Annotated in this window: 19 protein-coding genes; 13 read left to right on the top strand and 6 right to left on the bottom strand. The window is 41.2% G+C overall.

Annotated features, from left to right (window positions below):
• The first annotated feature begins 246 nt into the window (after positions 1–246).
• The 5 genes from rpmH to PDL71_RS03365 all read left to right on the top strand — a co-directional run bounded on the left by rpmH (position 247) and on the right by PDL71_RS03365 (position 2,130).
• Positions 247–411 (top strand): 50S ribosomal protein L34, encoded by a 165-nt coding sequence (gene rpmH / locus PDL71_RS03345; RefSeq protein WP_407525317.1) that lies wholly within the window; start codon positions 247–249, stop codon positions 409–411.
• A gap of 64 nt (positions 412–475) precedes the next feature.
• The gene (rnpA, locus tag PDL71_RS03350; protein ID WP_407525320.1) at positions 476–868 is read left to right on the top strand and encodes a ribonuclease P protein component; all 393 of its coding nucleotides are present in this window, start codon (positions 476–478) and stop codon (positions 866–868) included.
• The gene (gene yidD / locus PDL71_RS03355) at positions 865–1,095 is read left to right on the top strand and encodes a membrane protein insertion efficiency factor YidD (RefSeq protein WP_407525323.1); all 231 of its coding nucleotides are present in this window, start codon (positions 865–867) and stop codon (positions 1,093–1,095) included. Before rnpA ends, yidD begins: the two co-directional genes overlap by 4 nt.
• Before the next feature lie 34 nt (positions 1,096–1,129).
• Positions 1,130–1,699 carry a DNA-3-methyladenine glycosylase I gene (locus PDL71_RS03360; RefSeq protein WP_407525325.1) on the top strand — a complete coding sequence of 190 codons (570 nt, stop codon included), beginning with the start codon at positions 1,130–1,132 and terminating at the stop codon, positions 1,697–1,699.
• 59 nt (positions 1,700–1,758) lie between these two features.
• Positions 1,759–2,130, top strand: coding sequence for a hypothetical protein (locus PDL71_RS03365; protein WP_407525328.1), 372 nt, complete (start codon positions 1,759–1,761; stop codon positions 2,128–2,130).
• Between the two features lie 50 nt (positions 2,131–2,180).
• Here the strand turns inward: PDL71_RS03365 and PDL71_RS03370 are convergent, their stop codons facing one another.
• The 4 genes from PDL71_RS03370 to PDL71_RS03385 all read right to left on the bottom strand — a co-directional run bounded on the left by PDL71_RS03370 (position 2,181) and on the right by PDL71_RS03385 (position 4,297).
• Positions 2,181–2,798 (bottom strand): superoxide dismutase, encoded by a 618-nt coding sequence (locus tag PDL71_RS03370; RefSeq protein WP_407525331.1) that lies wholly within the window; start codon positions 2,796–2,798, stop codon positions 2,181–2,183.
• 132 nt (positions 2,799–2,930) lie between these two features.
• Positions 2,931–3,293, bottom strand: a complete 363-nt coding sequence (locus PDL71_RS03375; protein WP_407525334.1) for a hypothetical protein — start codon at positions 3,291–3,293, stop codon at positions 2,931–2,933.
• 98 nt (positions 3,294–3,391) lie between these two features.
• Positions 3,392–3,847, bottom strand: a complete 456-nt coding sequence (locus PDL71_RS03380; RefSeq protein WP_407525336.1) for a nucleoside deaminase — start codon at positions 3,845–3,847, stop codon at positions 3,392–3,394.
• Between the two features lie 15 nt (positions 3,848–3,862).
• Complete coding sequence (locus PDL71_RS03385) at positions 3,863–4,297, bottom strand: hypothetical protein (protein ID WP_407525339.1); 435 nt, start codon at positions 4,295–4,297, stop codon at positions 3,863–3,865.
• Positions 4,298–4,482: 185 nt separating this feature from the next.
• Between PDL71_RS03385 and PDL71_RS03390 the strand changes: the two genes are divergently transcribed.
• The 8 genes from PDL71_RS03390 to PDL71_RS03425 all read left to right on the top strand — a co-directional run bounded on the left by PDL71_RS03390 (position 4,483) and on the right by PDL71_RS03425 (position 10,910).
• Positions 4,483–5,829 (top strand): aldehyde dehydrogenase, encoded by a 1,347-nt coding sequence (locus tag PDL71_RS03390; RefSeq protein ID WP_407525342.1) that lies wholly within the window; start codon positions 4,483–4,485, stop codon positions 5,827–5,829.
• A gap of 172 nt (positions 5,830–6,001) precedes the next feature.
• Entirely contained in the window at positions 6,002–6,760 is a 759-nt protein-coding gene (locus PDL71_RS03395) for a hypothetical protein (RefSeq protein WP_407525344.1), read from the top strand.
• A gap of 89 nt (positions 6,761–6,849) precedes the next feature.
• A complete protein-coding gene (locus PDL71_RS03400) occupies positions 6,850–7,431 on the top strand; it encodes a glutathione peroxidase (protein WP_407525347.1) in 582 nt (193 codons plus the stop codon).
• A complete protein-coding gene (locus PDL71_RS03405; protein WP_407525349.1) occupies positions 7,428–8,060 on the top strand; it encodes a hemolysin III family protein in 633 nt (210 codons plus the stop codon). Before PDL71_RS03400 ends, PDL71_RS03405 begins: the two co-directional genes overlap by 4 nt.
• An 18-nt stretch (positions 8,061–8,078) precedes the next feature.
• Positions 8,079–9,068 (top strand): MBL fold metallo-hydrolase, encoded by a 990-nt coding sequence (locus tag PDL71_RS03410; protein WP_407525352.1) that lies wholly within the window; start codon positions 8,079–8,081, stop codon positions 9,066–9,068.
• A gap of 104 nt (positions 9,069–9,172) precedes the next feature.
• Complete coding sequence (locus PDL71_RS03415) at positions 9,173–10,150, top strand: NAD-dependent epimerase/dehydratase family protein (protein WP_407525355.1); 978 nt, start codon at positions 9,173–9,175, stop codon at positions 10,148–10,150.
• An 11-nt stretch (positions 10,151–10,161) separates the two neighbouring features.
• Complete coding sequence (locus PDL71_RS03420) at positions 10,162–10,617, top strand: DUF1569 domain-containing protein (RefSeq protein ID WP_407525357.1); 456 nt, start codon at positions 10,162–10,164, stop codon at positions 10,615–10,617.
• A 2-nt stretch (positions 10,618–10,619) separates the two neighbouring features.
• Positions 10,620–10,910, top strand: coding sequence for a hypothetical protein (locus tag PDL71_RS03425; protein ID WP_407525360.1), 291 nt, complete (start codon positions 10,620–10,622; stop codon positions 10,908–10,910).
• A gap of 9 nt (positions 10,911–10,919) precedes the next feature.
• Here the strand turns inward: PDL71_RS03425 and PDL71_RS03430 are convergent, their stop codons facing one another.
• A complete protein-coding gene (locus tag PDL71_RS03430; RefSeq protein WP_407525363.1) occupies positions 10,920–11,366 on the bottom strand; it encodes a RidA family protein in 447 nt (148 codons plus the stop codon).
• A 104-nt stretch (positions 11,367–11,470) separates the two neighbouring features.
• Positions 11,471–13,315 carry a 2-oxoacid:acceptor oxidoreductase subunit alpha gene (locus PDL71_RS03435; RefSeq protein ID WP_407525366.1) on the bottom strand — a complete coding sequence of 615 codons (1,845 nt, stop codon included), beginning with the start codon at positions 13,313–13,315 and terminating at the stop codon, positions 11,471–11,473.
• Positions 13,316–13,713: the final 398 nt, after the last annotated feature.

Raw genomic sequence — 13,713 nt, forward strand, 5'->3', positions numbered from 1 at the left:
CAATCGAGCTAAAAAACCGGGGTCTTTATCCACGCCCGGACGGGGAATTAACATCTTAAAAAAGAGCAGGACCGAAAGGGGTGGGGCTTCGATCCTAAAATTTCTTCCCTTCAGATTCCTCAAAAAAACTTCAATTCCCCTACCTTTGCCGTCCTTTCACAAACGGTGGGAAGTGGTGTTCCCGCTGAAGGATTAGAAATAACCGGCTTCTCCCCGGCATTTTTAAACAAGGAAAAATAAATTACAATGGCACAGAAAAGAACATATCAACCTTCCAAGCGTCGCCGTAAAACCACACATGGTTTCCGCAAGCGTATGCAGGATGCAAATGGCCGTAAAGTATTGGCCAGCCGCCGTAAGAAAGGACGCAAGAAGCTTACTATCAGCGACGAGCGTGGCGCTAAAAAATAAGCAGTCAACTTATTTCTATAATTCAAGTCCCGGTAGTTTGCCGGGACTTTTTATTTTTACCACCTTGGCAGCATCCAAACAACATACACTTAAGAAACAGGAGCGTTTAAAAAGCCGCAAACAACTGGAGCAGCTTTTTAAAGAAGCGCCTTCGTTTCATGCGGGTATGCTCAAAGTATATCACCGGTTGCAGGAACCTGCGCAGCAGGAGCCTTTGTTGTTTGGCGTGGGCGTGGGCACCCGTCATTTTAAAAAAGCAGTACATCGCAACCGCATCAAACGACTTATACGGGAGGCTTACCGGCTGCAAAAACAAGCATTGAAAGAACAGCTTCAAACCAAACAGCAAACACTTTGTATTTTCTTTATTTATACGGGAAAAGAACTGCCGCTCTATGAGCCGTTAGCTGAAAAAACAGCACTGGCATTACGTAAATTGCAGGAGATCTATCAATGAAAACAATAAAGCAAATACTCATATTTCCTTTTATCCTGCTCATTCGTTTTTACCAGTATGTTATCAGCCCGGCTATTGGTCCTAAATGCCGGTACACACCTACCTGCAGTCATTATGGTATTGAAGCCTTGAAAAAACATGGTCCTGTCAAAGGTCTCTGGCTGACCATAAAACGGGTGAGTAAATGCCATCCGTGGGGAGGAAGTGGTTATGATCCCGTTCCGTAAATAAGTACGAAATATAAAATAAGAGGTAAACATTATGCCCAAAGAAAAAATCCGTTGCAGTTGGTGTCTGAAGGATGATTTATACAAACAGTATCATGATGAAGAATGGGGTGTACCACTTCATGATGATCAGAAGTTGTTTGAAATGCTTTGCCTCGAAGGGGCACAGGCAGGGCTGAGCTGGTACACAGTGCTGAGTAAAAGGGAAAATTACCGCAAAGCTTTTGATGGTTTTGATGCAAAAAAGATGGTTAAGTATAACGAGCAAAAAGTAGAAGCTTTATTGCAAAACCCGGGCATCATCCGTAACCGTTTAAAAGTGCTGGCCTTTATTCAAAATGCAAAGGCCTACTTAGCTGTACAGAAAGAGTTTGGAAGTTTTGATCGTTATATCTGGCAATTCGTAGGAGGGAAACCGATACTTAACCGTCCGGCTACATTAAAGGAAGTACCTGCCAAAACAGCGTTGAGTGATGCCATGAGCAAAGACCTGCTGAAACGTGGTTTTAAGTTTGTAGGCTCTACTATCTGCTATGCTTTTATGCAGGCCACCGGTATGGTAAACGATCATGTGGCGGATTGCTTTAAAGCTAAAAAAGGTTAAAGCTTTTGTTTGTAAAAACTATTTGCAAACTTTGTTGTAGATACTACAAACAGTGGCGTATGAAACATCTTTTACTATTTCTTTTTTTGTGTGCAGGCATTGCCGCCAATGCACAGACAGATAAAAAAGATTCCTCCTTTCAATGGCCGGCTGCTTTTAAACCGGCAGACAGTTCTTCGCTCATCAAACTATTTCCCAACCCGGCCAAGGATAATGTTTTTATAACGGTTAAAGAATGGGATGCTAAGGCCCGCTACAATTTTGTGCTGCTTGACGGTAAAGGAAGACCCATCAAGAATATCATCTTACTGCAACCGCAGCAATTAATTCCTTTAAAGCAGAGTTATGGCAAAGGATTGCTGTGGGTGCAAGTGTACAAGGAAAAACAATTGATAGGTAAAGAAAAACTTTTTGTAGCAGACCGCTATTAAAAAACGGGGCGCTTTGCGCCCCGTTTTATTTTAAAGTGCAAACGCTGATTTTATTTTGCTGCTGCAAAACGCTCCGCTACTTTATTCCAGTTGATTACATTCCAGAATGCGCCGAGATAATCTGCACGGCGGTTTTGATATTTGAGATAGTAGGCATGTTCCCAAACATCCACACCAAGAACGGGTGTTCCTTTTACCTCAGCTACATCCATCAATGGATTGTCCTGGTTAGGGGTAGAACTTACTTCTAACTTGCCATCTTTTACAATCAGCCAGGCCCATCCGCTGCCGAAACGGGTCATGCCTGCATTCGCAAACTTTTCTTTGAATGCATCAAAACTGCCGAAAGCGGTATTGATAGCATCTGCTAAGTCACCTGAAGGTTCATTAACAACCGTGGTTAAAGGAGTTGGTTTTAATGATTCCCAGAAAAAAGTATGATTCCAATGGCCGCCGCCATTGTTACGTACTGCAGGAGAAATACTGCCTGCTGCTGCCACCAGTTGCTCCAGTGTTTTGCCTTCATGCTCTGTGCCGGCAATGGCTTTGTTCAGATTGTCAACATAAGCCTGGTGATGTTTACCATGATGGATTTGCATGGTCAAGGTATCAATATGAGGCTCCAATGCATCATGTGCATAGGGAAGTGGTGCTAATGTAAATGCCATAGTCTTAATTTTTCTTTGTTATTAAATTGTACCGAAAGGATAACAAAGGTACAGCGGGAAGGTTGAATGAAAGTTGCTGCTGTATATTTTAATCAAAAAGATACATGCCGGGGCAGGATTATTTGAAAATTGTTATTGAGAACAATACCAGCTCAACCGGTCCTGTGCCGAAAAATAGTTCAGCCAGTAGTCCCTCACGTTCACCCGCATAAGTGTGCCACGGCTTCGGTTGTACACATCACGAATACCCCAGCGGCTGAAATCACCATACAAAACATCGCCGGTAAACGGTCGTAAACTCCAGTTCTGAACAATAGCATAGCCGTTAAAAGTTTCTACTACAAAGTGATCGCAACTGAAATCAGCATACACCACTACGCCCCGTTCTTGATTTAGCCAAACGCTTTCATCAATAGGAGCAGCGGGCAGGTCAGACTTACGGCAGGCTGTAAGTAATAACAGGCTGAAAAACGTAATGTGTAAAAGTGTTTTCATCTTACAATGTTTTTATAGATTTATACAATCATAAGATGTGCCACAGAAAAAGAAGCACTAAAGTTTTGCTGAAGAGTTTGTTAAAGATGAGCTATGTACTAACGCATCTGCTTAAAAAAATCTTTCATGAGCCGGGCACACTCTTCTTTTAATATGCCGCTGGTAATGGCCGCTTTTTGATGAAAGGGAGATTGATCTTTGGTAATACGCTGGTGCCCGTTTTTTTCATCATCAGCACCCCACACAATGCGACCGATTTTACTCCAGTACAGTGCACCGGCACACATCAAACAGGGTTCAACTGTTACAAATAAAGTAGCATCGGGTACATATTTGGAGCCTAGGAAATTGAAAGCGGAAGTAAGAGCAATTATTTCAGCATGGGCAGTGGGGTCGTTCAGCTTTTCAACCTGGTTATGCCCACGTGCAATGATTTTGTTATTTAAAACAATTACAGCACCTACCGGTACTTCTCCTTCATCAAAGGCAATGCGGGCTTCTTTCAAAGCCTGTTGCATAAAATACTCGTCTGATTTGGGGAGCAGTACATCCATGCATCAAAAATGCAACTATTTTGCTTTGGCAAGTCCTAATTTTTCTTTTCGGCGTTGTTCTTTTAAAAAATCCATACCCACCGTTAATTTTTTAGCGGCATTACTTTTTTCATCCATAATGCGCCAGTAAGGAGTGATTTTGCTGATGGGCTTGCCCTGCGCCAGTTCTTCATGTGCTGCTTCGGCTACAATACGCAGAAAAATACCACTGGTGAGCGGACAGGTTTTATCAGCATGATACTCAGCTGCCAGGTCTTTCCGCATTTGCGCCATAGTAGTTTCCTTACCCTTAGGAATAGCACGGATATACGCATCCACAATTTGCGGCGTGGGAATCAGCATTTTCTCTCCGGCTGCAATATCTGCAAATGATTTTTGTAATACTTCTACCTCAACTTCACGATTGCTGTTTCGTTTCTCAACCCATGTTTTTCGTTTAGTTGTTGCCATAAAACAAGATTTGCGCTAAAGGTACAGGATGCAATCCTGTATTTCCTGTGAGCATCGTCAAACAACTGAACCATCCCGGCTGTTTGTAAGAATAGAAAAAGCTTGGGTTAAAAACTGCCGTACATTTATCAGGATCAAATGAACGTATTATGCAAACAAATAATTTGACGGAGAAACTAGGATTTATGCGCTCTTATTTCAAAACAGGCGTAACCAAACCCTATGCATTCCGTATTGAACAATTAAAAAAATTAAAAGCGGCGATTTATAAATACGAGCAGGAACTGCATGATGCTCTTTATGCAGATTTAAAAAAGAGTAAAGAAGAAAGCTGGGTTACAGAAACAGGAATGGTGATTGCAGAAATCAGTGCCATGGAAAAGGAATTAAAGCAATGGATGCAGCCACAACGTGTTTCAACCAACCTGCTCAACCTTCCCTCTTCCAGTAAAGTGTATAGCGAACCTTTGGGTGTGGTGCTCATCATTGGTCCGTTTAACTACCCGTTTCAATTATTGATTAATCCGTTGCTGGGTGCTATTGCTGCCGGTAATTGTGCGGTATTGAAAGCAAGTGAATATGCATCTGCAACAGCAGCAGTCATCAAAAAAATAATTGAAGAAATATTTCCACCGGAGTATGTTTTAGTGGTGGATGGAATTGGCGCTGAAGTTGTACCTGCCATGATGAATCAATTTACGTTTGATCATGTGTTTTTCACCGGCAGCATTCCCACCGGTAAAGCCATTTATAAAATGGCAGCAGAGCGCTTGGTACCGGTAACATTGGAGTTAGGCGGCAAAAGCCCTTGTGTAGTGGAGAGCGATGCTAATATTAAAGTGGCGGCAAGAAGAATTGCGGTTACTAAATTTTCCAACGCCGGGCAAATGTGTGTAGCACCGGATTATGTTCTGGTGCACGAAACTAAAAAGCAGCAGTTGGTGGAAGAGCTGAAGAAAAGTATTGTGCAGTTTTATTCTGATGCGCCTGCAGATAATTACAACTTCGGGAAAATCATCAATGAAAAACAGTTTGACCGTATTGTTTCTTATCTGGGCAATGGTACTATTCTCTATGGTGGCCGTACCAATAAAGAACAATTATTCATTGAACCCACTTTAATGGAAGGCGTTTCAACAGATGCGCCTGTGATGCAGGAAGAAATTTTTGGACCTGTGCTGCCGATTCTCACCTTTAAAACAATGGATGAGGCATTGAAAGTGATGGAACAACATCCCAACCCATTGTCATTTTATGTTTATACGGAAAGCAGTGCAAAAGAACAGTCCTGGATTGATGCTATGCCATTTGGAGGCGGATGTGTGAACAACAGCAGCTGGCATTTAACCAATCATAACTTACCCTTTGGCGGAAGAGGTTTCAGCGGTACCGGTAAGTATCATGGTAAATATTCCTTTGATACCTTCAGCCACCAGAAAGCTGTGATGAAAACACCTTCCTGGTTTGATCCTTCCATAAAGTATCCTCCGTTTAAGGGAAAGCTGGGATTGTTTAAAATGGTGATACGATAGTATTTTGTATAACCCAAGCTTTTGAGCTTGGGAAAAACATAGTACAGGATTTGGCTTTAGCCTTAAGTAATTTATTCGGACAAGGCTAAAGCCTCATAACTTTAGCGGTAACATCCCATGCTTGAAAGCATGGGTTTTGGAGGAGAGGAAACTTTGAGTAACGGTTGGTAAGATGCAGTTTATTTATTTTATACTTATTATAGGTGCACTATTACTTTTGTCTTGCAAAAACAATGGAGGCAAAACTGAAATCAGTGTTAGTAAGCCAATTAATGACAGTTTTCTTATTGATTCGGAGTTTAAATTATCGCATCTTGAATTGTTTCCTCAAGATGGATTTGTATTTGATACAATAATAAATAACGAAAACAAACTTAAATCTGAACTGTATTTAATTAAGCCAAGGCTCACCAGAAAAGATGATTCGCTGATTGAAAAAACATTAAATGAAGAAATAACTTTTTTTGCAGATGCATTCCTGAAAGACCGAACAGGTAGTAATGATTTAGACTATTCTAAATTATTGGACAGTTTTTGCATCAATATCCGGCCTGTAAATATTTATAAAACGAAGAATTTTGTCAGTTATGTTTTTGAACAATGTTATAGTGATAATGTTTTGATGCGTTCTTATTGTGAGTATGTGGCTGTTAATCTAAATCCAGCTTCAAATGCGCAACTGGTTTTTTCAGATTTATTTTATCTGAAATCCGCTAAAGACACTTTGTCTCTAAAAAGAATGATTTATTCGGCTTTGGGAGAAAAAACAATGTCTTTCGATAATTTAACTTTAGATAGTAAAACAATATTTTCAATGGATGAGAATTATATTTATTTCTTTTTCGAACCATATTTATTTTCGCCATTTAATACGGCTTGTGGAATAAAAAGAAAAAATATAAAATATTTTATTAAAGAAGAGTATCAATGAAATTTTTACGAAAATTGCTTTACTCAGTTGTTCTTATTCTCATTGTCTTAATGGGCTATGTATATTTTGTAAACAGAAATTCTCCTGATATGACTATCCGTCAAAAACTATTAAAAACATTCTATCCTGCGTTTATGTGGGCCAGTGGTAAAAAAGCAAAGCAGTTTGGTAATGAACAGGCAAAAGCACTCGTTTCTTTCTATTTATTAAAAGCCACGGCCAACAACGGAACTTCCTTTGACTTTGAGCAGCTCAAGGGTAAAAAGGTATTGCTGGTAAACACCGCCAGTGATTGCGGTTATACTCCGCAATATGATGATTTGCAGAAATTGCAGGAACAGTTTCAAAACCAATTAGTCATCCTCGGCTTTCCTGCCAATGATTTTAAAGAACAGGAAAAAGGAACGGATGAAGATATTGCACAGTTCTGCAAAATCAACTTCGGTGTAACATTTCCGCTCATGAAAAAATCAAGTGTGATAAAAGGTGCCGAACAAAATCCCATCTTCAAATGGCTCAGCGATTCCACACAAAACGGATGGAATAACAAACAGCCCAGCTGGAATTTTTCAAAATACCTCGTAAATGAACAAGGTGAGCTCATCCATTACTTTGATCCTGCCGTATCTCCTTTAAGTACTGAAATCATCAACGCTATCAATAAACAATGAGCAGCCAGCATCATGATTTAAAACTGGAAATTGCCAACAGCATCACACACGGTATCGGTATTATTTTTGGAATTGCTGCCTTGCCGGTACTGAGTGCATTGGCTGCCACTAAGAATAATACCATTGCTGTGGTAGGCGCTGCGGTGTATGGATTTTGTTTTTTGTTGTTATTCAGCATGTCCACACTCTACCATGCGTTTCAAAATCCAAGAGCGAAAAAAGTATTGCATGTGTTTGACCATATCAGTATTTACTTTTTAATTGCCGGCACTTATACACCGTTTCTTCTTAACTACATGATGAACACCACAGGCATTACCCTGCTTTGTGTATTATGGGGATTAACATTGATTGGTATTGTATTCAAAATATTTTTCACCGGTCGGTTCAATTTTGTTTCAACGCTTGTGTACATCGGCATGGGCTGGATCTTACTCTTTGGCGGCAGACAGTTTTTTGATGCTATTCCGTTTGATGTGATGTTGATGATTGCCATTGGCGGCGGCTTATACACAGTTGGTGCTTTGTTTTATTTGTGGGAAAAACTATACTATCATCATGTAATCTGGCATTTGTTTGTATTGAGTGCGGCTGTGTGCCATTATGTGGCCGTATTATTGATGATCTGATGTTTCATAAACTACAGAATGAGTAAAAGGATAACACATAATCCATCGCTTCCTTTTATTAAAGAGAACTGGACGGGTAATCTGCTGAATGAAAAAAATCAGTACATCAATCTCGATGGCCCGGGGGAACGCAGCTTTGCCGAACTCTTTAAATGGCAGGCTGAAAAAAATCCTTTAAAGCCACTCAAGAAAAAGCAAGAGCCGGGAGTTGAGGTAATACACAATACTGCACTAACAAAAAATACGGATGAAGGATTTACCTGGTTGGGTCATGCCACCTTCTTATTTACACTCGCAGGCAAACATTTCATTACAGATCCGGTATTGTACAACGTAGGGCCGGTGAAACGCTATACTGCTTTGCCCTGCAGCGTTGCTGATTTAAAACAGATTGATTTTATCTTACTCTCCCACAATCATCGTGATCATGCTGATCAAAAGAGCATGCAGCATCTATGTGCATTAAATCCGCAGGCAATCATTTTAACCGGTTTGGAAATAGCTCCTTTGCTCCGCTCCTGGAACATCACCAATCCCATTATAGAAGCAGGGTGGTATCAAAGCTATTCGTTGGAGGCAGATGTTACTGTAACTTATCTTCCTGCTAAGCATTGGAACCGCCGGGGATTAACGGATATGAACACCATGCTCTGGGGCAGTTTTATGCTGCAGTCAAAACATCATACCATTTACTTTGGTGCGGATAGCGGCTTGGGCATTCATTTTGCTGAGATTGGAGAGCTGTTTCCGTCCATTGATTATGCATTGCTCGGCATTGGTGCTTATAAACCGGAGTGGTTCATGCATACCGCCCATACAAGCCCGGCAGATGTACTGGTGGCGCAGCTGCAGTTAAAGGCTGCTCAGTTAGTGCCCATGCATCATGCTACCTTTGATTTGAGTGATGAACCGATTTTTTATCCCAAGCAGGAATTGTTACGTTTGCAACAGGAACAGGAAATAAATAATGTGCTGCATTTAGGAATAGGCCGAAAGCATTTCTTTTAAATGAATTGTACTTTTTAATACCCGGAAACATCCGTCTTCCTTTGATTGTTACTCTCGCCCGGCTTTTTAAAATCACCTGCTTTATACATTCAAAAAAATGAACTATGAAATACTTTCTCACAGGCGCCACAGGATTTGTAGGCGGTAGTTTAGCCAAACAATTAAGAACAGCAGGTCATGAAGTAATAGCAGTGGTTCGCACACCTGATAAAGCAGGAGCTTTAAAAGCAATGGGTGTAACACTTGTAAAAGGTGATGTAACGGATAAAGAAACCATGCGGGATGCCATGCGTGGTTGTGATGGTGTGTATCATGTAGCGGGTTGGTATAAAGTGGGAGCAAAGGATAAAACGCAGGGTTATCAAATTAATGTAGTTGGCACAAAGAATGTACTGGAACTTATGAAGGAGCTGAATATTCCAAAAGGTGTTTATACCAGTACATTGGCTATTAACTCTGATACACATGGCGAATTGAAAGATGAAAGCTTTCATTTTACAGGAACACACATCAGCGAATACGATAAAACAAAAGCTGAAGCACATAAAATAGCAGAACAGTTTATTAAAGAAGGATTACCATTGGTGATTGTGATGCCCGGTTTAATTTATGGCCCTGATGGTACCAGTATGAGTGATGATGCATTACGTTTGTATCTGCAAAAGAAATTACCGGTGATTCCTTCACGCTCTGCTTACAGTTGGGCACATGTAGATGATGTAGCGCATGCGCATATTTTAGGAATGGAAAAAGCAAAGCCCGGCAGCAAGTACATCATTTGCGGAACAAGTCATACATTTTCTGAAGGACTGGATATTGCAGTAAAAATTACCGGTATTAAAAAGCCCGTGGTTGTGCCGCCGGTATTTTTAAAAATCACTGCATTCTTTTCTTCATTGGTAGAAGGATTTTTACCTCTGCCGTATATGTATAGGAGTGAGGCTTTGCGTGTACAGGCCGGAGTTACCTACCTGGGCAATAATCATAAAGCAAAAACAGAACTGGGCTATCATCCAAGATCATTGGAGGAAGGTTTAAAAGAAACATTGCAATATGAGTTGCGCCAATTGAATAAATCATAAAATCTAAATCTATGGCAGCTATCATCTTTAACCCCGGCAATTACCATCAGATTCTTACACGCATCCATACACTTACTGCATCATCGCCCCGTCAATGGGGTACGTTGAGTATAGAGCAAATGCTGGAACATTGTTCCATACAATTAAAAATGGCATTGGGTATCATACCTGACAGCAGTAAAGCAGGTCCGGCTATTTTCAGAACAGCCTTTGGCAGGTGGATGGGCTTGTATGCCTTTCCTTGGCCCAAAGGTTCTGCCACTCCTCCTGTAATGAACATGCAAACAAACGGAGCAGTGACCGGTAGTTTTGAAAACGAACGGAATCAATTACTCAGTTTACTGGAGAAGGTGCAGCAGAAAAATTTTTTTCATCCGCACCAGTTCTTTGGTACAATGAATAAAAAAGATTGGGGCAGGTTAATCTGGAAACATCTTGATCATCATTTAAGACAGTTCAACGCATAATTATGAGTCCTGCTGTTCTCATACTGGGTCGACATGACGGGATGATGCAACAGGTGCTTTCATTCCTTGGCAATCATGGGTTTCATAAAACGAAAGGTGTACTTACGAATGATGCAGTACAAAAGGAATTAATAAGCAACCAATATCAAATTCTCATTATTGGCGGCGGTGTAGATGCAGATACAAGAGCAATAATTCGTGGGCTGATTGCTACGCATCAACTGTCAATAAAAGTAATTGAACACTATGGCAACCCCACCGGTTTGATCCGGCAAATAGAAAGAGCTATGTGAGCAATGGATTTATTTTTCAGGGAAATGAGCAATCAATTCCACTTCAAGTCTTGCTTCATGCATATACAGTCTTGTAATCTGTACCCAGGTAGCTGCCGGAAAATCACCTTTGTAAAATTGTTTGCGCACAAAGTTGTACTGCTTCATCGCTTCTATATCCGTAGTATATAAATTCTCTTTTACTACATGACTGAAATTGAGACCGTATTGTTTTAATGTTTGTTCTAAAGTTTTATAAACACGTTTTACACCCTCTTCATTAACACTAAGCGCTACCGTGCCGGAAATATAAAGAACGTTACCCGCCTTCACCGCCTGTGCATAACCTGCTGATGTATCCTGTTTATTGGGATCATTACCATGCCATTTTTCTTTTTGGATAGGGCCTTGTGTTTGTTGTGCATGAAGAACAGAAGTGAAAAGAAGAGTGATGATAATGGTTGTAAATTTTTGCATAATAGAAATTTCGACCAAAGTAGAACGATTAAAGGGGAACAAAAACAAAAAATCCACCAGCGGTGGCTGATGGATTGAATATTTTTCAGGAAATGTATAGTAGTTTACAACCACTTCCCGATCTCTTCTACCAATTCCCCTTTCGTAATCGGTGTGCCTTTGATTTTGTTATAACCTTTGGCATCTACAAAATATACATCACGGATAATACGGATGAGCTGACCGTTATTGATTTCAGGAATCAACACTGTTTCATAATTCTTCAATAGCTCACCTAAGTTTTTCGGGAAGGGACGCACATATCTCAAATGTGCATGTGCCACACTCTTGCCCTGTGCCTGTAATTCAGCACAGGCACTTTTAATAGCACCATAGGTACTGCCCCAACCGAGTACCAATACTTTTCCTTTTGCAGGACCGCTGTCGAGTGTTTGTTCAGGAATATAATTCGCAATCATATCCACCTTAGCCTGACGGGTCTTCACCATGTGTTCATGATTATCCGGCTCATAGTTTACATTGCCCGTTACATCCTGCTTTTCCAAACCACCGATACGATGTTCTAAACCTGCAGTGCCGGGTATCGCCCAAGGACGTACTAATTTTTCATCACGTTTGTAGGGCAAATATTTTTCTTCTCCTTCTGCCAAACCTTCTTTAAACGCCACTTTGATGGATTGCAAATCTGCAGCCTTGGGAAACTTCCAGGGTTCTGCACCATTGGCAATATAACCATCACTTAAAAAGATTACCGGTGTCATATGCTGTACGGCAATACGTACTGCTTCATACACGGCATCAAAACAATCACCGGGAGTGGAAGCACTTACAATCGGCATGGGGCACTCTCCATTTCTTCCGTAATACGCCTGCATCAAATCACTCTGCTCTGTTTTGGTGGGCAAACCGGTAGATGGTCCGCCACGTTGAATATTGATGATGAGCAACGGAATTTCCAGCATCACCGCCAGGCCCATTGCTTCACCCTTCAATGCAATACCCGGACCACTACTGGTGGTTACGCCCAAGGCACCGCCATACGCAGCACCAATAGCTGAAGTGATGGCTGCAATTTCATCTTCTGCCTGGAAGGTTTTTACACCAAAGGCTTTATGACGTGCCAGTTCATGCAGAATATCACTTGCAGGAGTGATAGGATAAGAGCCAAGGAACAATGGCAGGCCACTTTTTTCACTCGCTGCAATCAAACCATAAGCCACAGCCTGGTTACCCATGATGGAGCGATACACACCCGGCTCCATCTTTGCCTTTTCTACTTTATAAGTGGTGGTAAATGTTTCAGTAGTATCACCAAAATTGTAACCGGCTTTCAACACACGCACATTGCTCTCAAAAATATCCGGCTTCTTACCAAACTTCTCTTTTAAAAAGCTGATGGTGTTTTCCATGTCACGGTTATACATCCAATAGAGAAAGCCCAGCACAAACATATTTTTAGCACGGTCTTTTTCTTTCATCCCCATCGTCATATCAGCCAGCGCTTCACGGGTCATCTTGGTTACATCCATTTTTATCACTGTGTAGTTTTCAAGTGAATTATTCTCCAATGGATTTTCACCTTCCGGATAATTGGCGAGACGAAGATTCTTGGCATCAAAGCCATCCGTATTGGCAATAATCTTTCCGCCTTTTTTTAATGCAGTCAGGTTGGTTTTTAACGCCGCCGCATTCATCGCCACCAGTACATCACAGGCATCGCCCGGTGTAAACACACGGTCGCTGCTGAAACGCAGCTGGAAACCACTCACACCCGGCAAGGTTCCCTGCGGGGCACGAATCTCTGCCGGAAAATCAGGGAAAGTGGCAAGATCAATCCCCATCAAAGCAGTATTGTTGGTAAACTGGCTACCCGTTAACTGCATACCATCACCACTATCACCTGCAAATTTTATAACAACATCTTGTAGTACTTCTTGTGTTCTGCTCATATGACAAATTTACGATGGCTCAATCTAAGAATTTTCTCAATGCAAATAAAAAGCGGAATCATTTTTTTGAGGAGCATCGGCATCAGTACAAAGCCTGACGTTGGTCTCCCGCTTTTCGCTGCAATTCGTCATCCGTCCCGTTTGAAGGCGGAACAGATTCCTCTTTTCCGCTTCAATCGGGGCTATGCTGAGCAATTAAATAAAGCCGGACTGTTTGTGGTGCATAGTTTCAGCTTAGTGCATACACATTGGTACTGACGGTTTACAACCGTACCGACCAATGAGCCCTGTATTCTTGTTACGCCTTCATCTTTGGCATTGCAATTGAAACTTTTTTCAATGATCTCATTCAAACGAAGAAAGATAACAATACCCAACAGGTATAAATAAAAAAGGTG

The organism is Lacibacter sp. MH-610 (genome assembly GCF_045780045.1).
Taxonomy (GTDB): domain Bacteria; phylum Bacteroidota; class Bacteroidia; order Chitinophagales; family Chitinophagaceae; genus Lacibacter.